This window comes from Herbaspirillum sp. Her4 (assembly GCF_057961335.1).
In genome coordinates, this window is record NZ_CM176330.1 from 2,146,139 (window position 1) to 2,169,663 (window position 23,525).

The window sequence follows — 23,525 nt, forward strand, 5'->3', positions numbered from 1 at the left end:
GGTTCTTAGCTCGTTCGGGCAGTAATCAATCCAACAAGAAGTCAATTCGTTTCCAGAAAAACGATGCCTCTGGGAGAATGCTTTGGCAGAGGTCACCCCAAGAGCTTGTGATCGTATGATAGTCGAGGCCGCACGAAGATGCCATGGTCCCTGTAAAAGCTCACCTTTTTATAACATCGCGGCGACGCTCGGTAACTGGGTGAATGGGTAGAAAGCGCAGAAGTCGCATGCAGAGGGTCTTCCTAACCTCACCTGGAAATCTATTACTAGCAATGCGCCGCATCGGCTGGCTCCTTGTCGGCATTCACCATTTTCATTTTGTGACCGTCATCAGCCCTATTTTGTCGCTGCCTCGTCGAAAATTCAGACGATGAGCGACAGATTTCCCTCTGCCTCTTTCGGCAAACACTGCTGCACGTGGGAGCAACTTCTTCAAATTTAAAAGAGACCTCCCGGCTCCTCTCTCATATCATTTCACCTCAAAAATTCCCTGTAAAGGAATGAACTATAGATGCACACCTTGGCTGTTGAATTGCATTTAAATCTGACCCACTTTCTCAGGAAATTTGCATCCTAAGTTGACCCATGTTTAGACCACAATCCTGCTCATGACAGCGAGCGGGAGAACGGAGTGATAAACGTGGCCCTACTTGGAATTATTCGACGCTGGTACATCAGAGACCATATCTCAATCCGGGAAATCGCCCGCCGCCTGGACATCTCCCGCAATACGGTTCGCCGTTATATTCGGTCAGACGCGATCGAACCAGCATACCCAGCAAGGCATTCGCCTAGTTCTCTTGATGAGTTTGCTCACAGGCTCTCCGCTTGGCTGAGCGCTGAATCCGTTAAATCTCGCAAGCAACGAAGAACCCTGAAACAGATGTTCTTGGATTTGAGAGAACTGGGATATGAGGGGTCGTACGACCGTGTGGCCGCCTTTGGTAGACGGTGGAAGGTGGGTCAAATGGAGAGGGTCAAATCCGCGAGCAAATCAACAGCCACGCTTCGCGTTCCTCCTCTTCGGCAAAATTTGCGATAGCGAAGTCTTTTAAGGCCGCAGTGAGTTTACGAGTTTCGTTGGCAGGAAGAACCGCATCATTGCAACCCAAGAAATGCTTGAAGTAGGTCGAAACAGCAGATTTTTTACCTTTGAGAAATCCGATGTAGCGGTCATCGTTATTTCTCCAGCGAGTAAGGTCAATCCGACCGGCTACGCGGAATTGATTCAAGTCGACATGAGTACTATCTTCGATGTCCAGATCTTCGGTGATAGCACTTCCCACAATGTCAGTGACCATTGCGAAAAGCATGAAGTCATGTCCGTCGCTAACGATGTGGGCTATTAATATATAGCCCCCGGTTGCCAAGCCTTCCGTATCCGCTTTCCCCTTCAGGATGTTCATTGCCGCAAGAGAGAAGGCAAGGAAAGTGTCATTATTATTTACGAAATACTCTCGGACCCGACGTTGCATTGGAAAGTTATCTTCATCGTCCTCAAACTTGCCATAGCCTTTCCCCGTTTTTCCGCTATACAGTTGGTGAAGAGCGTCGACCAGCCTCTGGACAGCCGGTGTAACTACAACCAGTTCAGCCCGTGGCACGATGGTGCCAGGTGCGTGAGTCTCTTTTACAAATTTATGAACAACTAAGCCCCGTATGTCATTAGCCACGATTTCCCCAAGTTTTTATTTGTTTTTGGCTGCGACCGCAAATATTGCTGCAGCAGCAAGCAAATTTACCACGATGAACTTTGGGGCGCTTAGAGGGGAGTAATTTTCATGATCTGGCGCAGATGGTTTTCTGATGGAAATATTTCTCTGAAATTTGCATGAGGAAAAATCCAGAGTTAAATGAGCAAAGTACGGAAAAATCCAGAGTTAGATGATTTTTTAGGACAGAGTTAGCTGACGCAGATGTGGAGAGAGATGCTCTGGGCTTAGATATGCAATCCAGACTTAAAAGATTTCCGACATCTGCGCAGCGGCACTCAAAAAAATTCGAGGTCAGTTAAGAGAAATGCAGGCATGGCTCTGAATATGTAAAAAATAGAATGCGAATCATTATTATTGCGGCTCTTTCGGATCAGTCCGGAAGAGCCTTTTTTATAAGAAATGAACGGCGGAGGTTCGCCAGTATTTTTATTGGACCGAAATGCAATGAAGAACAATCAGGCCCCATTCAACCATGCACGCGATCTGCGTATCGCCACTTCAACCCTTGCCTCGCTCGTGATGCTCGGCTTCCCGCTGGCCGGCATGGCGCAGCAGTCCGCGGCGCCCGACGGGCCGGCGGGGCTGGAACCGATCCAGGTCAGCAGCGATTGGCTCGGCACTGGCTTCGAGAGCAGCGTGAAGACCTATCCCGGTGCCCGCACCGTGGTCAAGAAGCAGGAGATCGACAGCACCGGCGCCGTCAGCATCGGCGAGGTGATGCGCCGCATTCCCGGCGTGCAGTCCAGCGACAGCGCCGGTAGCTCCGGCAGCGCCATTGCCTTGAACATCGGCGTGCGCGGTCTGACCGGACGCTTTTCGCCGCGCTCCACCGTCCTGCTGGATGGCATCCCCTTGTCGGTGGCGCCCTATGGCCAGCCCCAGCTTTCGTTTGCGCCCCTGAGCCTGAACAACATCGAATCGATCGATGTCATCCGTGGCGGCGGCGCGGTGCGCTTCGGCCCGCAGAACGTGGGCGGCATCATCAATTTCAAGACGCGCTCCATTCCCGCCAGCGAGGGCATCTCGGGTGATGCCTCGGTGCGCTACAACAGCTACGGCAAGGGTGGTGGCAATGCGCAGTACACCGCCTTTGCCGGCGGCCAGAGCGACACTGGCCTGGGCATGGCTTTCCTGTACTCGGGCCAGGACGGCAGCGGATGGCGCGACAAGAGCGATGAGCATCTCAACGATTTTGCGCTGAAGATGCGCTACGGAATTTCCCCGCGTTCCGAACTCCACGCCAAGTTCAATTACTACGACGTGCTGAGCCGCACGCCGGGCGGCCTCACCACCGCGCAGTACGCCGCCGATCCGTTCCAGAACACGCGCCAGCGCGACAACTGGAGCGGTACCCGCAAAGGCTTCGACGTCGGTTACCTCAATACGCTGTCGGATCATCAGGAGCTGGAGATCCGGACCTACTTCAACCAGGCGACCCGCCAGAGCAGCTTGATCAACGTGACCGGCGTGCGCCTCTCGCATCAGCCGCGCAACTATGAAACGCTGGGCATCGAACCCCGCTACACGCAGCGCTTCGCCTGGGGCGGCACTACGCACGATGTCACCGTGGGTTACCGCACCATCCGCGAGCGTGGGGACGACAACATCTACAACGAAGCGGTCCGCACCGGCGCGCTGAGCGGATTCACCCAGTTCCAGAACAGTACCGATGCCCATGCCGGCTACATCGATGACAAGATCGCATTCGGCAAATGGCGCATCACGCCGGGCCTGCGTTTCGAACAGGTGCGGTCAAGCCGCTACGAAATGGGCAAGAAGGATCCTTACGAAGTGGCCAACGACAAGCTGCTGCCCTCGATCAACCTGGCCTATCTGCTCACGGAGCAATTGACCCTGTTCAGCAACTGCAACACCTCCTTCGGCGTGGTGCAGAATTCGCAACTCAACACCATGTCTTCCGCCAATCCGCTCTCCCCCGAACTGGCCCGGACGATGGAAGGCGGCGTGCGCTGGAAGAACGCACAGGCCTCCGTCGAAGCCACGGTGTTCCACATCAATTTTGACAACCAGATCGTGTCGGTGCAGGGAACAACGCCCAACGTCTTCCGCAACATCGGCCGCACCCAGCATGATGGCGTCGAACTGGCGATGGACTATGCCTTCGAGCAGGACAGCCCCCTGAAAGGCTGGTCGGTCTTCGCCAACTACACCTACACCCGGGCTCTGCAGAAGTCGGGCAGCAATCCGGGCAAGGACTTGCCGTTCTATGCACGCACGACCGATACGCTCGGGGTGCGCCTGCAAACCGGTCCCTGGACGCTCAACCTGTCGACCACGCACCAGGGCCGACAGTTTGCCGATGAAGCCAACACCGTCGCCGAAAGCGCTGACGGCAGCATCGGAGAAATCCCGGGCGTGCGTCTCTGGAATGCGCAGGCGAGCTGGAAGGTGCCGGGCAAGAAGGGATTCGACCTCACCGCGGGCGTCAACAACCTGCTGGACCGGCGCTACTTCACCCGTACCGTGGATGGCAATCTGGGCAAGCTGGTCGGTGCGCCGCGAAGCTTGTATGTCCAAGGACGTTACACATTCTGACCGTGCCGGGATGAATGAAATCGCGCACAGGCCGCCGCGGCCATCGTTCATCTCGCCCTTCCGCAAGCAGGGTCCCGGATCCAGGTTCAAATGAAGATTAATTCCCGCAATACGAGAATTGATCCCCGGAAATGAGGCTGGCAGTTCGAGCCAGCCTCGTTACAAGTGCAGCTTTCTGCTATTTCCCCACCCTAATTGGTGCGCTCCTTCGCATCCCGATTCAAAAAAGTGCATAAAACGTGCGATATGAATGAAGCGCCGCGTTGGCACGGAACTCGCTCTCCCAGCCGCACCATTACGGTGTATTCTGCCCGGCGGGGCGGTGTAATGGAGGAACTGCCCCGCCTGGCCTGGCGCTGCGGCCGGGCCGCTTGCCTGCTGTGGCTCCGTCCCTTTTTATCCGGGGATGCCCCTGGGGAAAGCGCCCGAGTGGCGATGCTGCAAGGCATGGCTCGGTTTTTGCAGTAGCAGAGTCCGCAAGCAAGAACCGGTCAGCGACTGGGAGGCGCTGCGGTGCTTTCCGATCAGGTTGCCGTCCACACGGTGGTCAGAATCGGTCAGCGCACATAACAAATGGCACAACGAACTGCGTTTTCAATCTTTCATTGGAAGTAATAGGAGCAATTCATGCAAAAAATCAAAATGATTCCTGTCGCTACGGCACTGGTGGCAGCGTTCTCGTTCGCAGGGGCAGCGCAGGCACAAGAAGTCATCAAGATCGGTCACGTCGCTCCTCTGACCGGTCCCAACGCGCACATCGGCAAGGACAATGAAAACGGTGCCCGCATGGCCGTGGACGAACTCAACGCCAAGGGCTTCGAGATCGGCGGCAAGAAGGTCACCTTCCAGCTGGTCCCCCAGGATGACGCTTCCGATCCGAAGCAAGCCACCACCGTGGCCCAGGCCCTGGTCGATGCCAAGGTCAAGGGCGTGGTCGGCCACATGAACTCCGGTACCACCATCCCGGCTTCCAAGATCTACTTCGACGCCGGCATCCCGCAAATCTCGCCGTCGGCGACCAACCCCAAGTACACCCAGCAAGGCTTCAACACCGCCTTCCGCGTGGTGGCCAACGATGGCCAGCTCGGTGGCGTCCTGGGCCGCTATGCCGTCAATGAACTGAAGGGCAAGAACGTGGCCGTCATCGACGACCGCACTGCCTACGGTCAAGGCGTGGCTGAAGAATTCCGCAAGAGCGCACTGGCTGCCGGTGCCACCATCGTGGCCACCCAGTACACCACCGACAAGGCTACCGACTTCAACGCCATCCTGACCTCGGTCAAGTCCAAGAAGCCTGACCTGGTCTTCTTCGGCGGCATGGATGCCGTGGCCGGCCCGATGCTGCGCCAGATGGATCAGCTGGGCGTGGCTGCCAAGTTCATGGGCGGTGACGGTATCTGCACCACCGAACTGCCGAGCCTGGCCGGTGCTGGCCTGAAGGACAGCGAAGTGGTCTGCGCCGAAGCCGGTGGCGTGACCGAAGCAGGCAAGAAGCCGCTGGAAGACTTCAAGGCTGCCTACAAGAAGAAATTCAACCAGGACGTCGTGATCTACGCACCGTACACCTACGATGCGCTGATGACCCTGGCTGATGCCATGAAGCAGGCCGGCTCGTCCGACCCCAAGGTCTACCTGCCGGTCCTGGCCAAGATCAAGCACAAGGGCGTCACCGGTGAAATCGCCTTCGACGCCAAGGGCGACATCCTGAACGGTACCCTGACCCTGTACACCTACAAGGGCGGCAAGCGTACCCTGCTGAGCGTGGTCAAGTAATTTGACATCAAGCTTCACCTCCGGGACCGTCACGGTTCCGGCGGGAGCAGCAGTGACAAGCCCCGGCCTTCGTGCCGGGGCTTTTTCTTTCATATCGACCAAAAGCCGCATCGACCCGCCGCCGCATTTACAGATTATAATGAGACACGTTCTCATTACATCTTGCGGTCATGGCCGACCTCGCTCCTTCCCGTCCTCACGACATCGCTGGCATTTACACCGGGCATCACCGGTGGCTGCTGGGCTGGCTGCGCCGCCGTACCGACAATGCCGAGCTGGCGGCCGACCTGGCGCAGGATACCTTCGTGCGGATGATGGTCTCGCGCCGCGATTTTCTCGTCGATGAAGTGCGCACCCTGCTGGCCACCATCGCGCGCGGCCTGATGATCGATCATTTCCGCCGCTGCGCGCTGGAAGCTGCCTTCCTGGAAATGCTGGCGCAGATGCCGCCCGAGCACCTGCCTTCGCCCGAAGCGCAACTGCTGGTGCTGGAAACCCTCAACGAAGTCGACGCCATGCTGGCCGGCTTGCCGCCCAAGGTGCGCAGCGCCTTCCTGCTGTCGCAGCTCGATGGCCTGGCCTATGCCGAGATCGCGGTGCGGCTGGAGGTGTCGCTGAGTTCGGTGCAGCAATACATGAAGCGCGCCTTCACCGCCTGCTACCGGCTGCAATATGGGCTCTGAGCGCACGGCCCCCAACGACGACATCGTCATGGCCGCCATCGACTGGATGGTGCGGCTGCAATCGGGCAACGCCACCGATCATGAGCACGAAGCCTGCCGCCGCTGGCGCGCCGAACAGCCGCAGCACGAGCTGGCCTGGCAACGGCTGCAATCGCTCAGCGAGCGGGTCGCCACGCTGCCGCGCGCGCTGGCCCACGGCAGCATCGGTGCGAGCGAAGCCCGCACGCGCAACAACCGCCGCTTTGCGCTCAAGACCTTGTGCGTGACGATGGGCGCGGGGCTGCTGGCGGCCAGTGCAGCACGATGGACGCCCTGGCAGGCCTGGATGGCCGGCTACACCACCCGCACCGGAGAGCGGCGCCGGATCACGCTCGCCGATGGCACCCTGCTGCAACTCAACAGTGCCACTGCGGTGGACGTCAGTTTCGACGAGCAGCAGCGCCTGATCCGTCTGCATCGCGGCGAAGTGCTCATCACCACGGGACATGAAGAGCGCCCTTCCTATCGTCCCTTCCTCGTGCAGACACGGCTGGGGCAGGCGCGCGCACTGGGCACCCGCTTCCAGCTGCGCGATGCGGAGGAGGGCATGCGCCTTGCCGTTTATGAGGGTGCGGTGGAATTCCGTTCGCAAAATGAGAATGCACCTGTGCGCGTGGATGCGGGGCGTCAAGGGCTGTTCGATGCGCAAGGGCTGGTCGGCCGCCTCCTTGCCACCAATGAACAGGCCATCGCCTGGACCGATGGTGTCATCGTGGCCGACCGCATGCCGCTGGGCCAACTGGTGGCCGAGCTGGATCGCTATCTCCCCGGCAAGCTGCGCTGCGATCCGGCGGTGGCCGGCCTGACCATCTCGGGCGTGTTTCCGCTCGACCAGCCGGCACGCATCCTGGCGGCCATTGCGCGGACCTTGCCGGTGCGGGTGGATTCCTTCACGGATTACTGGATCACCTTGCGGCCACGTACCGCCACCTGAGACCGGCATGGATATAAAACATTTTTAAAATTTTTCTGCAGGTTTTTGGATCTCGTTCGGTTTACCAGATAGCAAGCCCTCTGAAGCTCACCATCGAACGACATCCATGACCATCCGAACCCGCTTCCCCTCGCGTCCGACCCTGTCCCGACTGGCCATCCTGGCCGCCTTCGCCAGCCCCATGGCCGGTGTGCAGGCGCAAGCCACCGATGCCCAGCGCCAGGCCTACGACATCCCCGCTGGTCCTCTCGACCAAAGCCTCAACAGCTTCGCCCGCCGTGCGGGCGTGCTGCTCTCTTTCGATCCGGCCATCACGCGCGACCGCCAGAGCGCGGGTCTTTCCGGCCGCTATACGGTAGCGGAAGGGTTTGCCGCGCTGCTCAACGGCACCCCGCTGCAAGCGATCCGCAACGCAGACGGCGGCTACACGGTGGCTGCACCGACGGCCACCACCGGCAGCAATGCCAATGCCGTTCTGCCCACCGTCACGATCACCGAAAGTGCCGACCCCACCGCGCCCTACGCGGGTGGACTGGTCGCACGCGGCGGCAGCCTCGGCGTACTGGGTACGGCCAGCGTCATGGACACGCCCTTCAGCACCACCAACTACACCTCGCAAGGCATCGAGGATGTACAGGCGCGCGCCATCGGCGACGTCATCGCCAACGACGCCTCGGTGCGCAACACCAATGGCAATGGCGGTTTCGGCGACAGCTACCAGATTCGCGGCTTCACCATGTCGGCCAATGACGTGGCCTTCAACGGCCTGTATGGGATGGTGCCGCTCACGCGCATGCCCATCTCCATGGTCGAGCGCATCGAGGTGCTCAAGGGGCCGGGCACGCTGATGTATGGCATGGGCCCGGCCGGCGGCGTGGGCGGGGCGGTCAACCTGATTCCCAAGCGTGCGCACGAAGATCCGATCTCCAGCGTTACGGCCACCTATCTTTCCAATTCGCAGTTCGGATTGAAGGCCGACCTCGGCCGCCGCTTCGGTGAGCAGCAGGAGTGGGGCATCCGCGTGAACGCGCTCTATGCCGATGGCAACACGGGCCTGTCCGGCAGCAACCAGCAGCAGAACATGGGCTCGGTCGGACTCGACTACAACGGGGGCCGCGTGCGCTGGAGCCTGGACGCCTACACCCAGCACGAAGATGCCCGCAACTTCCGTCCGCAATTCAGCATCAGCAGTCTGGTGATGCCGGAAGCGCCCTCGGGCAAGACCAACCTCTATCCCGGCACCACCCTGCAATCGGATGACAAGGCCGTCGCCACCCGCCTGGAATACGACATCAACGACCACCTGACCGCCTACGGTGCCGTCGGTTATCACGAGGCCACGTCCTCCCAGAGCTGGCCCAGCGCCACCATCCTCAATGCGGCCGGTGATACGGCGGCGCTCTACAACGGTTACTACGACCAGAAGGTCGTTTCCACTTCGGCCGACGTCGGCATGCGTGCTCGCTTCAACACCGGCGGCATCAAGCACACCGTGATGCTGGGCGTGAACATGCTGGATCAGCAGACCGATTACTTCTACCTCTCCGAGAGCAGCAGCGTCACCTCCAATCTGTATCGTCCGGTCGCCTTGCCCGCGGTCAGCGGCGCACGTGGCGAACCCACGCCGCAAAGCCAGATCCGACTGACCAGTGTGGCGCTGACCGATACTCTGTCGCTGGCCGATGACCGCCTGCGCATCACCGCCGGCTTGCGTCGCCAGCAGGTGTATTCGCACAGCCTGGTCGATGCCACGCAGACCTCCAACAAGACCGCCATCTCGCCGGTGCTGGGCGTGGTCGTCAAGCCGGTGCAGAACGTTTCGCTGTATGCCAACTACACGGCGGCCCTGAGCGCAGGTGGGTTCACTTCGGCCAGCGACGGCAATCCCAACCAGCTCTTCCCGCCCTACAAGTCCAAGCAGGTGGAGACGGGTGCCAAGATTGACTGGGGCCGTATCACGACCACGGCGGCCGTATTTCAGATCGAGCAGGCCAATGCCAGCACCACGCTGGTCAATGGCGTGAGCACCACCACCCAGGATGGCCGCAATCGCGTGCGCGGACTGGAACTGGCGGCTTATGGCGAACTGCAGCGCGGCCTGCGTTTCAATGCAAGCGGCACCTTCTTCGATGCCAAGCAGTACCACACCGACAACGGCACCAATGACGGCAAGGATGTCGGCGCGATCCCCAACAGCAACTTCAACCTGGGGCTGGATTGGGATGCGCCGTGGCTGCAGGGCCTGGCCTTGAATACGCGTGTCACCCGCACAGGTTCGATGTGGTACAGCAACGAGAACAAGCTCAAGGTGCCGGGCTGGACCCGTGTCGATATCGGTGCGCGCTACATCACCCGGGCGGCAGGGCAGGTCGTGACCTATCGTGCCAACATCGAGAACCTGTTCGACAAGAATTACTGGCTGATGCAGAACGGTTATGTGGGCACGTCATCGGGGCGCACGCTGGTGCTGTCGGCGCAGGTTGATTTCTGATCTGAGTACGTCACTCACGCGCGTGAGGAATGCCTTGCTGCTGGAAAGCGGCAGGGCATTTTTTTCAAGAAAAGCTTAAAAGATTTAAATGATTTATAAGTTTTAAAATTGAGCCGATCAAAACCTGACGAGTCCATCAGGTTTCGATCAGGCCATTTTCTTGTCCATCTCGCGCGCACTTTCCAGAAACACGCGACGCAGCCATTCGATCCCCGGATCATTGGTGCGATAGCGATGCCACTGCATCATCTGATGCATCTCCGCCAGCGGTAGCGGACTTTCCTTGAGCACCACCGGCAATTGCGTGGCCAGCTTGCGCGCCAGCCGGCCATGTACGGTGGCGATGCGGTCGGTCCCCTGCACCAGTGCCACGCAGGAGGCGAAGCTGAAGCTGGTGATCTCCACCCGCCGCGCAAAGCCCAGCTTGCTGGCCATCCACGCCTCCACCGAGGAGGCATTGGCACCGGGCGGCACCATGACCACATGACCGGCCTCCATGTAGCGCTCCAGCGTCAGTTTGCCCTTGGCCAGCGGACTGTCGCGCCACACCACGCAGACGTGACGTTCGCGAAACACCTCCTCCGCCGGATGATCGGGCGTACAGAATTCCTGCGGCAGCACCAGCAGATCGACCTCTGCGCGATCCAGCGAACGGGTCGGATCCTGTACCTGCGGCATCAGCGCAAAGCGGATCTGCGGCCCTTCGGCATGCGCGCGTGCGATCACGCGCGGGATCAGCACGTTGAGGCTGAAGTCGGAGACCGAGATGCGGAATTCCCGATGTGACTCCGCCGGGACGAAAGCGGGCTTGGCCGCGATCGATCCTTCGATACGCCGCAATACGTCATTGACCGCATCACGCAGCACTTCGGCGCGCGGCGTGGCTTCCATGCGGCGGCCCACCTGGATCAGCAATTCGTCATCGAAATATTCGCGCAGGCGTGCCAGGGCATTGCTCATGGCGGACTGGCTCAGGTGGATCTTCTCGGCGGCGCGGCTGATGTTGAGTTCGGTCAGCAGCGCGTCGAGCGCGACCAGCAGATTGAGGTCGAGCTTGTTGAAACGCATTGGATAAGTCTCCGTTGTCGGGTGCCGGCCTTTCTTTTGTGCAAGGGTTGCAGAGCCGGTCATGTATTGATCCCGTCCATATCATGAATCAAAACAATCCATTTGATCAATATCAACCTCGACCTTAACCTTCATCCATCCGCTGCACGGCCTCGCAGAAGCATCCAAGAAAAGGCCGGCACGGCAAGCCGGTGGCGCCCTGCGCCATTGATCGGCCTGGCCCCGACAAGACGCCGCGACGGCGAAACAACAAGCCAGGCAGGGTAGGAGACAAGGAGACAGAAGTGAAGAGAGGAACCGTACCAGCCCGGCGGCTGGGGAATCGTGCCGTCCTGGCCGTCGTGGCCATGATCGGGAGTGCCAGCATGCAGTCCGCGCAAGCCTTCGAAGGGGGCGTTTCGCCATTCCCCACCGGGTCCACCAGTGAATACATCGCCGCGCTGCCGCCCATCCCGGGCCTGTTTGCGGTAGAGCAGTTCAACTACAGCAGTGCCGACGGCCTGTACGACAACAAGGGCAACAAGCGCCCCATCCCGTTCAAGACCGATGTGTTCTCGGCCACCACGCGCCTGCTGGCTTCCTATGGCGTCGAATGGATGGGCGCCAAGGTCTATTCGCAACTGGTGTTGCCGGTAGTCTCGCTGCATACCGAAGTGATGGGCCACGGCGAGAACCACAACGGCCTCTCCAACGTCACTGTCACGCCGCTGCTGCTGCGCTGGGATGTGGCCGCGCATACCAACGTCACCTTCGGCTTCGACTTCGCGCTCAAGACCGGTTCCTACGACCCCAATCGCACCAGTGTGGCGGTCGGCTACACCTCGTATCAGCCGGTGCTGGCGATCCGTCACAACGATCCCAACGGGCTGGACCTGGGCATCTCCAACCGCCTGCTCTTCAACGACAAGAACAGCGATACCAATTACCGCTCCGGCTCTGCCTACGTGGCGGACTTCATTGGTGGCTGGAACTTCGGCAAGTGGAAAGTCGGCGTCACCGGTTCCTATCTGAACCAGTTCACCGATGACCGCCAGAACGGCACCGACATCACCGGCAACCGCACGCGCAGCTTCGCCATGGGGCCGACCGTGGCCTACAACGCCGGCACCTACAGCATCAACATGAACGTGCAGCGCGGCCTGTACGCCGCCAACACGGCCAAGAGCGATGCCATCTGGATCAACTTCGCCATGCCGCTGTGGATGGGCGGCCCGCACTGAGGCCGCGCAGCCGTCCATCCGTATCACTCATCATCAAAGGAGTTACACCATGTTCCGTTACTTCCCGACGAACTATGTCTGGAATCTTTCCGTCGATCTCGCCATCGAGATGGGCGCACGCATCGGCGAAATCGAAGCCATGTGCGCCCCCCTGCAGGAGGCGGCCAAACAGCCTGACGCCGAAGGCACCGCCGCCTTCCGCGCCACCTGGGCGGACATGGCAGAAAAGCTCTGCAGCCTGGCCGCCGAGGATGAAGCGCGCGGCCGGCTGCTCTCGGCCGGTGCCAAGTACAAGCGCGCGGCCAGCTACCTGCTGACCTGCGAACGCCTGCAGGGTCACGGTGCACCGGGCCGGCTTGAGCTGTATCGCCGCTTCCTGGAAGTGTTCCAGCGCGGCATCACGCTGGCCGGTGACAACTGCGAGCGCGTCGAGATTCCTTACGAAGGCAAGGTCATCTCGGGCCTTTATACCCGCGCGAACAATGTACAGGGTCCTGCCCCGATTCTGGTCCAGCTCAATGGCCTGGATTCGACCAAGGAAATGAAATACCTGGTCGGCCTGCCCGGCTGGCTGGCCGAGCGCGGGGTCTCGTCGCTGGTGATCGACCAGCCCGGCACCGGCGAAGCCCTGCGCCTGCATGGCATGACCGCGCGTTTCGATGCCGAGCACTGGGCGCGCCACGTGGTGGACTGGCTGGAACAGCGCGACGATGTCGATGCCAGCCGCATCGGCTGTGAAGGCGTCTCGCTGGGCGGCTACTACTGCCCGCGCGTGGTGGCCATGGAGCCGCGCTTTGCCTGTGGCGTGGTGTGGGGTGCCAATCACGACTGGCGCGATGTACAGAAAAAGCGCCTGGAAAAAGAGGGCGATTTCCCCGTGCCGCATTACTGGCAGCACGTTTGCTGGGTGTGGGGTGCCAAGGACATCGACGACTTCATGCGCATCGCTGAAGACGTGCATCTGGATGGCGTGGTCGAGAAGATTCGCGTGCCCTTCCTGGTCACCCACGGAGAGAAGGACACGCAGATTCCCCTGAAGTGGGCGCACCGCACCTACGAACAGCTGGTCAACAGTCCCAAGCGCGAATTGAAGATCTTCACCGACCGCGAAGGCGGCGCGCAGCACGCCAGCTTCGACAACTCCATCAACGCCGGCCACGTCATCGCCGACTGGGTGGCCGAGACCCTGGGCGGCCGCACCAAGCGCTGATGCGTCCCGTGCAGCTACGAAACACCGAGTCAATCACAAGGAAATCCGCATGAACATCATTGGACCCGATGCCCTGGTCTTTGGCGTGGACGATCTGCCCGCCTGCCGCCAGTACCTGCTCGACTATGGCCTCAAGGAGGGTGGTAACGACCGTTACGAAGCCCTCGACGGTACCGCCATCGTGCTGCGCGCCAAGGACGACGCCACGCTGCCGCCCCCCATGGGCAGCGCCAGCCTGCTGCGCGAAACCGTCTATGGCGTGGCCGACGTCGCCACCCTGGATGCCATCGAAACCGAACTGCGCCGCGACCGCGAAGTCAGCCGTCGCGATGGTGTGGTGCGCAGTGTGGACGATATGGGCTTTGCGCTGGCCTTCCAGGTCACCGTGCGCCGTGCGCTCGACATCAAGTCGGAACGCGTCAACGGCCCCGGCGATGCCCAGCGCGCCCCGAACCAGCTGGGCCTGCCCGCCGAGGGCGAAGCCCTGCCGCGCACGCTGTCGCACGTGGTGTATTTCGTGCCGGATGCGGCCAAGGCCGAGGCCTTCTATCAGCGCCTGGGTTTCGTCTGCACCGACCGCTTCACCGGCGTGGGTCCCTTCCTGCGTCCGGCCGGGACCCTGGATCACCACACGCTGTTCATGATCCAGACCCCGCCCTTCATGAAAGGCTGCGAACACTTCACCTTCCACATGGGCGGCCCGACCGAGGTGCTGCTGGCCGGCACCCGTTTCGTCGAAAAGGGTTATCAAAGCTTCTGGGGACCGGGCCGCCATCGCTTCGGCAGCAACTGGTTCTGGTATTTCAATTCGCCGCTGGGCTGCCACGTCGAATACGACGCCGACATGGACCTGCACGACGATCAATGGGCCGCGCGCGAAGCACCGATGGGTGCCGATGCCTCGCAATTGTTCCTGTTCCAGTACCGCGAGAAGTGGGCACCGGGCGGCCCGCCGCCGCCGGGCGCGGCACACTGATTGCCTGGCATAGCGGGAGAGACAGCCATGTACCTGTGCCATGTCACGCAATTGCCTGAGGACGGCGCACGCGGTTTCGATACCAGCGGGGCAGGGCAGGCCACCATCTTCCTGCTGCGCCGGGGCGACCAGGTGCGGGCCTGGCAAGACAGCTGCCCGCACCACGGCACACCGCTGCCATGGCGGCGCGATGCCTATCTCGATGCCAGCGGGCAGCACGTGGTCTGTGCCGCCCATGGCGCATTGTTCGATCCGCTCACCGGCGTGTGCACGCTCGGTCCTTGCCTGGGCGACTCGCTCACGCCGGTGGCGCTGCGCATCGATGACGACGGCGGCCTGCACCTGGCCACCGGCGAAGACGATCCACTCATCAAGAAAAAGATTCAGGAGACACCATGACACTCGCAGCCCAACGCATCCTCATCATCGGCGGCGGTTTTTCCGGCGCATCGGCCGCCATTGACCTGCGCCGCCGTGGCGCCCAGGTCGACCTGGTGGAACTCGATCCCCAGTGGCGCAACTATGGTGCCGGCATCAGCCTCGGCCCGGCCACGCTGCGGGCCCTGAAGCAACTCGGGGTGCTCGATGCCTTCCTGCGCGAAGGCGCGGCCGGTGATGGTGTGCGCCTGTGCCTGCCGCACGGCCCGCAGATCGCCGAGCTGCCCACCCCGCGCCTGGCCTCGCCCGATGTCCCCGGCGGCGGTGCCATCCTGCGTCCGGTACTGGCGCGCATCCTGGCCGATGCCACCCGCGCCTCGGGTACCGACGTGCGCCTGGGCTGCACTTTCACGGCGCTGCGCGAGATCGGCGACGAGGTCGAGGTCGACTTCACCGATGGCCAGACCCGCCGCTACGACCTGGTCATCGGTGCCGATGGCCTCTATTCCAAACTGCGGGCCCATCTTTTCCCCAACGCGCCCAAGCCGCGCTACAGCGGCCAGGCCGTGTGGCGCGCCATCCTGCCGCGTCCGGCGGAGATCACCACCTGCACCATGTGGATGGGGCCGCAAATCAAGCCCGGCGTCAATCCGGTGTCCAAAGACGAGATGTACCTCTTCGTCACCGAGCCGCGTCCGGTCAACGACCACGTCGATCCGGCCACTTTCGTGGCGCGCCTGCGCGGCCTGCTGGAAGACTTCAGCGCCCCTGTGTTGAAGACCATCCGTGACCAGCTCGACGACAACGCCCGCATCATCTTCCGCCCGCTGGAAGGCTTGCTGCTGCCGCGGCCGTGGTATCAGGGCCGCGTCGTGCTGATCGGTGATGCGGTGCATGCCACCACGCCGCACCTGGCTTCCGGTGCCTGCATCGGCATCGAGGATGCGCTGGTGCTGGCCGACGAACTGGCGCGCAACGGCAACGTAGCGCTGGCCTTGTCGGCCTTCGAGGAACGCCGCTGGGAACGTTGCCGCATGGTGGTGGAGAACTCGGCACGACTGGGCGAGATCGAGGTCGGGGGCGGCGACAAGGACGAGCACTCGCGCATCATGCGCGAATCGCACGCGGCGCTGGTCCAGCCGATCTGATTTTTTTAATCAATATAAAAAATATAAACGATTAACGCTTAACGCTTCTGCAATCTGCGTACGACGCGAGGAGACAAGATGATCACGACCTATTCCAAGCGCGCCCTGGCTGCGCTGATGCTGGCGCACTGCGCCGGCATGATCGACCTGGTGGCGCTGCCGGTCTGGGTCGGCACGCTGGTGGCGCATTACCACTTCGATGCCCGCCAGGCTGGCCTCTTGGCCTCGCTCTTCCTGGGCGGCGCGGTGCTGGCCAGTGCCGTGCTGGCACCCCGTTTCGATCCCGAGACGGCGCGCTGGAAGGCGGCCATCGGCTTCGGCCTTTCGGCCCTGTTGTTCGCCGTGGCGGCGCAGACCCAGCACTACCTGCTGCTGGCCTTGCTGCATGCGGCGTGCGGCATCACCACCGGGCTCTCGCTCAGTGTCACGCATGGCACCATCGCGCGCGGCAGCAATCCGCATCGGGGCTTTGCGCTGGTGGGTATCGCGCTGGGCGTGTTCGCCATCCTGTTCCTGGGCAGTGCGCCGCCGATCATTGCCAGCGTGGGCGGTCCTGCCTTGTTCCATCTCTTCGCGGGGGTGATGGCCATGGGTGCGCTGGCGTGTGCCCTGGCGTTTCCCCGCCCGGAGACGGATGGCCTGCCGCGTGTCGCCAAGCCGCGCGAACCGGTGCCGCGCCAGGTCTGGTACGGCATTGCCGGCATCGCCTGCATGGGGCTGGTGCAATCGATGACCTTCAGTTTCCTGGAACGTGTGGGCAGTGATCGCGGTTTCGGGCTGGAAGCGGTCACCGGTGTACTCATCGCGCTGGGCTTCGTCAACCTGCTGCCCGCACCGCTGGCCGCTCTGCTGGAGAAACGGCTGCCCGCCCGCAGCGTGCTGATGGCCGGCCCGCTGGTGCAGGCGCTGCTGGTGGTGGTGATCATGAGTTCGTTGCGTTTTGCACCTTATGCGGCAGCGGCTTCCGTGTTTGCTGCCGTGATGATCTTCACGCACACCTTCGCCTTCGGCCTCATGGCCCGTCTGGACCGCAGCGGCCGCGCCATGGCTGCCACGCCCGCCATGCTGATGACGGGTGCGGCCATCGGCCCCATCCTCGGCGGCACGCTGGTGCAGGGCTGGGGCTATGGCAGCCTGGGTCCGGTGGCGGTGGTGCTGGGCGTGGGGGCATCGATCTGTTTCTCGCGGCTGCCGCGTGCGGTCGCCGTTCAACCTCAAGAGGCTCTGGCATGACCGCATCCCTGCAGACGCGTCGCCGTCATCGTTTCGTCGACCTGTCCATCTATCTTGAAAACGACGTGCTCTCCGACCCGCCCCCGCTGGCCCCGAAGATCACTTACCAGAAGCATGCCGACACCTTGCCCGAATTCATGGCCATGCTGCCCGGCACGCAGCCCGAGGATTATCCCGATGGCGAGGCCGCAGCGGCCGAGTGGGTCACGCTGACCACGCACAACGGCACGCATCTGGATGCACCGTGGCATTTCCATTCCACGCAAGACGCAAAGAATGGCGGCGCGCGCCCCTCCATCACCATCGATGAAGTGCCGCTGGAATGGTGCTTCCAGGCTGGCGTGAAACTGGACTTCCGTCACTTCCCCGATGGTTATGTGGCCACCGCCGCCGATGTGGAAGCCGAACTCAAGCGCATCGGCCACGTGCTGCAGCCACTCGACATCGTCGTGGTCAATACCCGCGCCGGCTCGCGCTACGGTCACCGTGACTATCTCGGTGCCGGCTGCGGCATGGGTTACGAAGCCACCATGTACCTGCTCGAACGCGGCGTGCGCCTGACCGGCACCGATGCCTGGAGCTGGGACGCACCGTTCTCCTATACCGCGCAACGGGTCGCCGAGACCGGCGACAAGTCCCTGATCTGGGAAGGCCACAAGGCCGGCCGCGACATCGGCTACTGCCACCTGGAAAAACTGCACAACCTCGAAGCGTTGCCGGCGCATGGCTTCACCATCAGCTGCTTCCCGCACAAGATCCGTGGCGCCAGTGCCGGCTGGACGCGCGCGGTCGCGATCTTCGACGAAACCTGATAATCGCCGCCGCACGGACAGCCATCAGCAGATTCAAGCAATACAAGCGATTCAAGCGATTCAATGGAGCCCATGATGTCCTTCCCCCCGATTCACCGCGTGGTCACCGGCCACGATGCGCAAGGCCGATCCATCATCAGCAGCGACGGTCCGCTGCCGACCGTGGTCGAAGTGGCCGCCATTCCCGGTACGCTGTTCCATGAAGTCTGGAGCACCAGCGCCACGCCCGCGCGCGTGGACAATGGCCTTGATCCCAGCCTTGGAGCACTGGTGCTGTCGCCGCCGGAGCGCGGCACGCGCATGCGCTTCGTCGACATCCCGCCCGATACGGAGGAATTCCTCGCCAGCGCCAACAGCAAGATGCACGAAGCCTTCAGCCAGATCGGCGAAGCTTCGGCATCCACCGTGCAGACCGACTCGCCCCATCCGCTCATGCATCGCACGGAATCGGTGGACTACGGCATCGTCATCGAAGGCGAGATGACGCTGGTGCTGGATCGTGGCGAAGTCGCCCTGAAACCCGGCAGCGTGGTCGTGCAGCGTGGCACCAATCACGCCTGGGCCAATCGTTCCGGCAAGCCTTGCCGCATGCTGTTCATCCTGGTCGATGGCGAGTATGACCCGGCCATTGCCGCCCAACTCGCCAAGGGAGCGTAAGCCATGAAGTTCGCCACCCTGCGCGACGGCACGCCTGATGGCGCGCTGGTACTGGTCGCGCGCAATGCCGCCACCGCCTTGCCGGTGCCGCGGATTGCGCGCACCCTGATCGATGCGCTGGCGCGCTGGGACGAGGTCACGCCCGCCCTGGCCGAGCGCTATCAGGCCCTCAATGAAGGCCGGGCTGATGGTGCCATCGCCTTCGATGCGCAGCTGTGCATGGCACCGCTGCCGCGCGCACCGCAATGGCTGGACGCGTCGGCCTTCCTCAATCACGGACGCCTGATGGAAGAAGCCTTCAAGACACCGCCGATTCCGTATTTCGATACCGTACCCGTGATGTACCAGGGGGCCAGTGATGATTTCCTCGGACCGCATCAGGACGTGCCGCTGCGGTCGGAAGCCGAAGGCATCGATTTCGAAGGCGAGTTCGGGGTGGTGGTCGGGCCGGTCGCCATGGGCGCGACACCGGACGAAGCCCTGCAGGCCGTGCGCCTGGTCGTGCAGCTCAATGACTGGAGCCTGCGCGCACTCGGCCCGCATGAGATGAAGACCGGTTTCGGCTTCCTGCAGGCCAAGCCCTCGACGGCCTTTGCCCCGATTGCCGTCACCCCCGATGAACTGGGCGATGCCTGGCGCGATGGCCGCGTGCAGATGCGCTTGCAGGTGCAGTGGAATGGCGCGCGCTTTGGCGAACCGCACGGCGGTGAAATGAATTTTTCCTTCGGACAGCTGATCGCGCATGCGGCGCACAGCCGTCGCCTCACCGCGGGCTGCATCATTGGTTCGGGTACGGTCTCCAATGTGGCGCGCGCGGCCGGTTCAGCCTGCATCGCCGAGCGGCGCGTGATCGAGAAGATCGATCACGGCGAGGTCCGTACCGGCTTCATGCACTTCGGCGATGAGGTGCGCATGCAGGCGCATTACGAGGATGGCCGTCCCGGTCCCTTCGGTATCGTTCAGCAACGCGTGGTGCAGGCAGCATGAGGGTCCTGGTCACCGGCGCGGGCGGCTTCATCGGCGCGATCCTGCTGCAGCTGCTGCACCAGGTGGGGCAGGTCGGCCAACAGCGTATTACGCGGCTGGCGGCGATGGACCGCAAGTTGCCTTTGCTGCCCGAGTCCGTCGAATGCATCGAGGGTGAATTGCAGGATGCCCAGGTGCAGTCACGCCTGGCACAGTTCGGTGCCGATCTCTGCTTTCATCTGGCATCGGTGCCGGGCGGTGCGGCCGAAGCCGATCCGGCCTTGAGTCGCCGAGTCAATCTGGATGCCACGCTTGACCTGTTCAACTTGCTGGCCGAAGGCAGGGCAACGGGGAGTGCGCCGCCGGTGGTAGTGTATGCCAGCACCATTGCGGTGTATGGCACGCCCTTGCCCGACCCGGTCACCCCGGCCACGCCCACGCGTCCGGCGCTGATCTATGGCGCGCACAAACGGGCTTGCGAAATCCTGCTGGCCGATGCCACGCGCCGTGGTGTGCTTGATGGCCGTTCGCTGCGCCTGCCGGGCATCGTGGCGCGTCCGCGTGCTGCCTCGGGATTGGTCTCGGCCTTCATGAGCGAGCTGCTGCATGCGCTGGCGGCGGGCGAGTCCGTGACGCTGCCGGTCGGACCGCAGGCCACTGCGTGGTGGATGTCGGCACAACGTTGTGCGGAGAACCTGCTGCATGCGGCGGTCATGGATCCGTTGCTGGATACCGAGAGCCACATGGAACGCACCTGGGCCTTGCCCGTATTGCGGCTATCCATGCAGGAAGTGGTCGCAACGCTCTCGGCCTTGTATCGTGTGGATGGCCATGCGCTTGTGCGCTATGCCCCGCAAGAGCCGGTGGAGGCGGTGTTTGGCCGCTATCCCGAACTTGATGACCGTATCGCGCGCCGACTTGGCTTGCGTGATGATGGTTCGCCTGCCGAACTGGTACGGCGCGCCTTGTCTCTCCATTCCTGATCTCTCCGGACGCGCAGTTTTGCTGCGCGTCCCGGCATTTGTGCTGCGCTGAATTATTTGCGCGCAGGCCCTCTTTCCTGCCCTCAGGGCATATAGCTCCCTGCTGATCCATTGAGGACAATCAGTCCGTTTCCGTTGCCATATGGATTCATTGAGTTCACATCTCAGGGACTATTTGAGACTTTGCATCAACTAACATGATTTGCAACAGCCGAACAAATTCTTGTTTGGCGAGACTGTAAAGTTGGGTAAAATTGCCGCTCGGCATATTTTCCTTGCGGAAATGTCGCCACAAACAGGCAGACGGACCATCAGGGGTGACAGGTCCGCACCCGTTCAGCACCGCCCGAACCACAACTAAAAATCATGAAACAAGATCCTCAGGGAGTCTTGCGGGGCCCTTCGCGCCCACGCAGGCTGGCGACCGCTTTGTCCTTCGCTTTCAGTCTTGGCCAGTGGGGCCTGGCGCACTACGCGCAGGCACAGACCGATCCGGCCACGCAGCAGTATCAGCGCGAGCAGGAGCGCGAACGCGCACTGCGCCGCCAGCAGGAAACCACACCGGATGTCCGCCTGCCCGCAGAGCCGGCCGCGCCCGCACCGCCGCTGCCTGCGCAGGAGACACCGTGCTATCCGATCCGGCGTGTGGAGCTGCGGGGGGAGGAGGCGGCGCGTTTCGCCTGGCTGCTAGGGGACGAGGCCTCAGTGGACGGGCGCTGCCTGGGCGTGCAAGGCATCAATGCCCTGATGACGCGCCTGCAAAACGCCATCGTCGCGCGCGGCTACATCACCACGCGGGTGCTGGCCGAGCCGCAGGATCTCAACAGCGGCGTGCTGATGCTGACATTGTTGCCGGGCCGCGTGCGGCAGATACGCTTCGCCGCCGATGCCGATCCACGCGGCACGCAATGGAATGCCTTGCCGGTCCGTCCCGGTGAGCTGCTCAACCTGCGCGACATCGAACAGGGTCTGGAAAATTTCAAGCGGGTCCCCACCGCCGAAGCCGACATCAAGCTCGAACCTGCGCAGGGCGAAGGCGCACTGCCCGGCCAGAGCGATCTGGTCATCAGTTACCGGCAGGCTTTTCCCTTGCGGCTGGCGGTCTCGGTCGACGACAGCGGCTCCGATGCCACCGGCAAATACCAGGGCAGCTTTACCCTGTCCTATGACAATTGGTGGACCCTCAATGACCTGTTCTACGTCAGCGTCAACCATGATCTGGGCGGCGGCCATGCCGGCCCGCGCGGATCGCGCGGCAGCACCGTGCATTACTCGCTGCCCTTCGGCTACTGGAACCTGGGCTTCACCACCAGCAGCAGCGACTACCACCAGACCATCGCCGGCCTGACGCAGACCTATCTCTATCGCGGCCAGAGCGAGACCAGCGAAATCAAGCTCGCCCGCATGGTTTATCGCGATGCCTCGCGCAAGACGTCGGTCTCGGCCAAGGCCTTCCTGCGGCGCGCCAGCAATTTCGTCAACGATACCGAGATCGAGGTCCAGCGCCGCCGCACTGCAGGCTGGGAGCTGGGCCTCGCACATCGTGAATTCATCGCCGATGGCGCACTCGATCTGAGCCTGGCCTACCGGCGCGGCACCGGTGCATTCTCGGCCTTGCCGGCACCGGAAGACGTCTTCGGCGAAGGCAGCGCGCGCTTCTCGCTGGCCACGCTCGACCTCAACCTGAGCCAGCCCTTCAGCCTCGATGCGCCATGGGGACGACAGGCACTGCGCTACACGCTGGCCGCACGCGGCCAATGGAATGGTACCGCCCTGGCACCGCAGGAACGCTTCTCCATCGGCGGCCGTTACACCGTGCGCGGCTTCGACGGCGAGATGACCTTGCTGGCCGATCACGGCTGGTTCGTGCGCAATGAGCTGGCGGCCGCACTGGGCAGCAGCGGCCAGGAGTTCTTCATCGGCCTCGACTACGGCGAAGTCGCCGGACCCTCGGCGCAACTGCTGGTTGGCAAGCACCTGGCGGGCGCGGTAGCGGGCCTGCGCGGCGGCTACAAGAGCCTGTCGTGGGAAGCCTTCGCCGGCACACCGGTTTCCAAACCTGAACGTCTTGAGACGGCCCGCCTCACGGCCGGCTTCTCCCTCACCTGGTCCTACTGATGCTCATGACACCCGCACCCCGTTTCGAGATCCTCGCGCCGCGCCTGCTGGCGGGCGAATTCAACGAAGCCACCGCCTTCGGCTCGGCGGCCTGGCTGTGGCTGCATTCAGCGCGTCACCGCAATGTGCCGCTGCATACGCTCTCCACGCTGCTGCTGCCGGCGATCAAGGAAGGCCGCTTCGTGCTGGTCTCCGAGCGCGGCCAGCCGGTGTTCTACATGAGCTGGGCCGATCTCGACGAGGCGGCGGAAGCGCGCTACCTGCAGCACTCGCCGGAACAGATGCGGCAGGAAGACTGGAGCAGCGGCGAGCGCCTGTGGATCCTCGACTGGATTGCGCCCTTCGGCCACACCAACCTGATGATGCAGCTGGTACGCAAGCGCCTGATGGCCACCCGCATCATGCGCACCCTCTATCACCGTGGCGCGGAGCGCGGCATGCGCATCATGGAGCTGCACGGCATGGCCGTTCATCCGCGCGAGGCGCGCGCCTGGTTCGCGCTGCATCCGCCTGCCACGCCTGCCATTGCCAGCGCCGCCGATCCTCTTGCCCTCTCTGCCTGAAC

20 protein-coding genes are annotated in these 23,525 nt (G+C 62.4%); 18 read left to right on the forward strand and 2 right to left on the reverse strand.

What is annotated here, in order from left to right; genetic code table 11:
* The first annotated feature begins 640 nt into the window (after nucleotides 1-640).
* The gene (locus tag ACWFUC_RS09780; protein ID WP_489637585.1) at nucleotides 641-1,042 is read left to right on the forward strand and encodes an HTH domain-containing protein; all 402 of its coding nucleotides are present in this window, start codon (nucleotides 641-643) and stop codon (nucleotides 1,040-1,042) included.
* Here the strand turns inward: ACWFUC_RS09780 and ACWFUC_RS09785 are convergent.
* Nucleotides 978-1,673 (reverse strand): nucleoid-associated protein, encoded by a 696-nt coding sequence (locus ACWFUC_RS09785; RefSeq protein ID WP_489637586.1) that lies wholly within the window; start codon nucleotides 1,671-1,673, stop codon nucleotides 978-980. The two genes, ACWFUC_RS09780 and ACWFUC_RS09785, sit on opposite strands and share 65 nt — an antisense overlap.
* 486 nt (nucleotides 1,674-2,159) lie before the next feature.
* Between ACWFUC_RS09785 and ACWFUC_RS09790 the strand changes: the two genes are divergently transcribed.
* The 5 genes from ACWFUC_RS09790 to ACWFUC_RS09810 all read left to right on the forward strand — a co-directional run bounded on the left by ACWFUC_RS09790 (nucleotide 2,160) and on the right by ACWFUC_RS09810 (nucleotide 10,191).
* On the forward strand, nucleotides 2,160-4,271 hold the full coding sequence (locus tag ACWFUC_RS09790) for a TonB-dependent receptor family protein (RefSeq protein ID WP_489624787.1): 2,112 nt from the start codon (nucleotides 2,160-2,162) through the stop codon (nucleotides 4,269-4,271).
* A gap of 627 nt (nucleotides 4,272-4,898) precedes the next feature.
* Nucleotides 4,899-6,044, forward strand: coding sequence for a branched-chain amino acid ABC transporter substrate-binding protein (locus ACWFUC_RS09795; RefSeq protein ID WP_039789964.1), 1,146 nt, complete (start codon nucleotides 4,899-4,901; stop codon nucleotides 6,042-6,044).
* A gap of 170 nt (nucleotides 6,045-6,214) precedes the next feature.
* Nucleotides 6,215-6,727 (forward strand): sigma-70 family RNA polymerase sigma factor, encoded by a 513-nt coding sequence (locus ACWFUC_RS09800; RefSeq protein WP_489624788.1) that lies wholly within the window; start codon nucleotides 6,215-6,217, stop codon nucleotides 6,725-6,727.
* A complete protein-coding gene (locus tag ACWFUC_RS09805) occupies nucleotides 6,717-7,700 on the forward strand; it encodes a FecR domain-containing protein (RefSeq protein ID WP_489624789.1) in 984 nt (327 codons plus the stop codon). The genes ACWFUC_RS09800 and ACWFUC_RS09805 overlap by 11 nt, the downstream gene beginning before the upstream one ends.
* Before the next feature lie 106 nt (nucleotides 7,701-7,806).
* Nucleotides 7,807-10,191: a TonB-dependent siderophore receptor gene (locus ACWFUC_RS09810; RefSeq protein ID WP_489624790.1), complete on the forward strand. Its 2,385-nt coding sequence runs from the start codon at nucleotides 7,807-7,809 to the stop codon at nucleotides 10,189-10,191.
* Between the two features lie 147 nt (nucleotides 10,192-10,338).
* Here the strand turns inward: ACWFUC_RS09810 and ACWFUC_RS09815 are convergent, their stop codons facing one another.
* Nucleotides 10,339-11,259, reverse strand: coding sequence for a LysR substrate-binding domain-containing protein (locus ACWFUC_RS09815; RefSeq protein WP_209532199.1), 921 nt, complete (start codon nucleotides 11,257-11,259; stop codon nucleotides 10,339-10,341).
* 365 nt (nucleotides 11,260-11,624) lie between these two features.
* Between ACWFUC_RS09815 and ACWFUC_RS09820 the strand changes: the two genes are divergently transcribed.
* The 12 genes from ACWFUC_RS09820 to ACWFUC_RS09875 all read left to right on the forward strand — a co-directional run bounded on the left by ACWFUC_RS09820 (nucleotide 11,625) and on the right by ACWFUC_RS09875 (nucleotide 23,523).
* Nucleotides 11,625-12,479 carry a SphA family protein gene (locus tag ACWFUC_RS09820; protein WP_288067116.1) on the forward strand — a complete coding sequence of 285 codons (855 nt, stop codon included), beginning with the start codon at nucleotides 11,625-11,627 and terminating at the stop codon, nucleotides 12,477-12,479.
* Nucleotides 12,480-12,528: 49 nt separating this feature from the next.
* Nucleotides 12,529-13,689: an alpha/beta hydrolase family protein gene (locus ACWFUC_RS09825; RefSeq protein ID WP_034331960.1), complete on the forward strand. Its 1,161-nt coding sequence runs from the start codon at nucleotides 12,529-12,531 to the stop codon at nucleotides 13,687-13,689.
* Between the two features lie 49 nt (nucleotides 13,690-13,738).
* Nucleotides 13,739-14,665 carry a VOC family protein gene (locus ACWFUC_RS09830; protein WP_209579706.1) on the forward strand — a complete coding sequence of 309 codons (927 nt, stop codon included), beginning with the start codon at nucleotides 13,739-13,741 and terminating at the stop codon, nucleotides 14,663-14,665.
* Between the two features lie 27 nt (nucleotides 14,666-14,692).
* Nucleotides 14,693-15,064 carry a Rieske (2Fe-2S) protein gene (locus tag ACWFUC_RS09835; protein ID WP_034331963.1) on the forward strand — a complete coding sequence of 124 codons (372 nt, stop codon included), beginning with the start codon at nucleotides 14,693-14,695 and terminating at the stop codon, nucleotides 15,062-15,064.
* Nucleotides 15,061-16,191 (forward strand): FAD-dependent oxidoreductase, encoded by a 1,131-nt coding sequence (locus tag ACWFUC_RS09840; RefSeq protein WP_121044486.1) that lies wholly within the window; start codon nucleotides 15,061-15,063, stop codon nucleotides 16,189-16,191. The genes ACWFUC_RS09835 and ACWFUC_RS09840 overlap by 4 nt, the downstream gene beginning before the upstream one ends.
* 78 nt (nucleotides 16,192-16,269) lie before the next feature.
* Nucleotides 16,270-17,424, forward strand: coding sequence for an MFS transporter (locus ACWFUC_RS09845; protein ID WP_489624791.1), 1,155 nt, complete (start codon nucleotides 16,270-16,272; stop codon nucleotides 17,422-17,424).
* The gene (locus tag ACWFUC_RS09850; protein WP_034331966.1) at nucleotides 17,421-18,236 is read left to right on the forward strand and encodes a cyclase family protein; all 816 of its coding nucleotides are present in this window, start codon (nucleotides 17,421-17,423) and stop codon (nucleotides 18,234-18,236) included. The genes ACWFUC_RS09845 and ACWFUC_RS09850 overlap by 4 nt, the downstream gene beginning before the upstream one ends.
* 75 nt (nucleotides 18,237-18,311) lie before the next feature.
* Complete coding sequence (locus ACWFUC_RS09855; RefSeq protein WP_039788055.1) at nucleotides 18,312-18,893, forward strand: cupin domain-containing protein; 582 nt, start codon at nucleotides 18,312-18,314, stop codon at nucleotides 18,891-18,893.
* Nucleotides 18,894-18,896: 3 nt separating this feature from the next.
* Nucleotides 18,897-19,880: a fumarylacetoacetate hydrolase family protein gene (locus ACWFUC_RS09860; protein ID WP_489624792.1), complete on the forward strand. Its 984-nt coding sequence runs from the start codon at nucleotides 18,897-18,899 to the stop codon at nucleotides 19,878-19,880.
* A complete protein-coding gene (locus tag ACWFUC_RS09865; RefSeq protein ID WP_489624793.1) occupies nucleotides 19,877-20,842 on the forward strand; it encodes an NAD-dependent epimerase/dehydratase family protein in 966 nt (321 codons plus the stop codon). Before ACWFUC_RS09860 ends, ACWFUC_RS09865 begins: the two co-directional genes overlap by 4 nt.
* Nucleotides 20,843-21,208: 366 nt before the next feature.
* Nucleotides 21,209-22,960 carry a ShlB/FhaC/HecB family hemolysin secretion/activation protein gene (locus ACWFUC_RS09870; RefSeq protein ID WP_489624794.1) on the forward strand — a complete coding sequence of 584 codons (1,752 nt, stop codon included), beginning with the start codon at nucleotides 21,209-21,211 and terminating at the stop codon, nucleotides 22,958-22,960.
* 5 nt (nucleotides 22,961-22,965) lie between these two features.
* On the forward strand, nucleotides 22,966-23,523 hold the full coding sequence (locus ACWFUC_RS09875; RefSeq protein WP_121044469.1) for a toxin-activating lysine-acyltransferase: 558 nt from the start codon (nucleotides 22,966-22,968) through the stop codon (nucleotides 23,521-23,523).
* The last annotated feature ends 2 nt before the right edge of the window (nucleotides 23,524-23,525 follow it).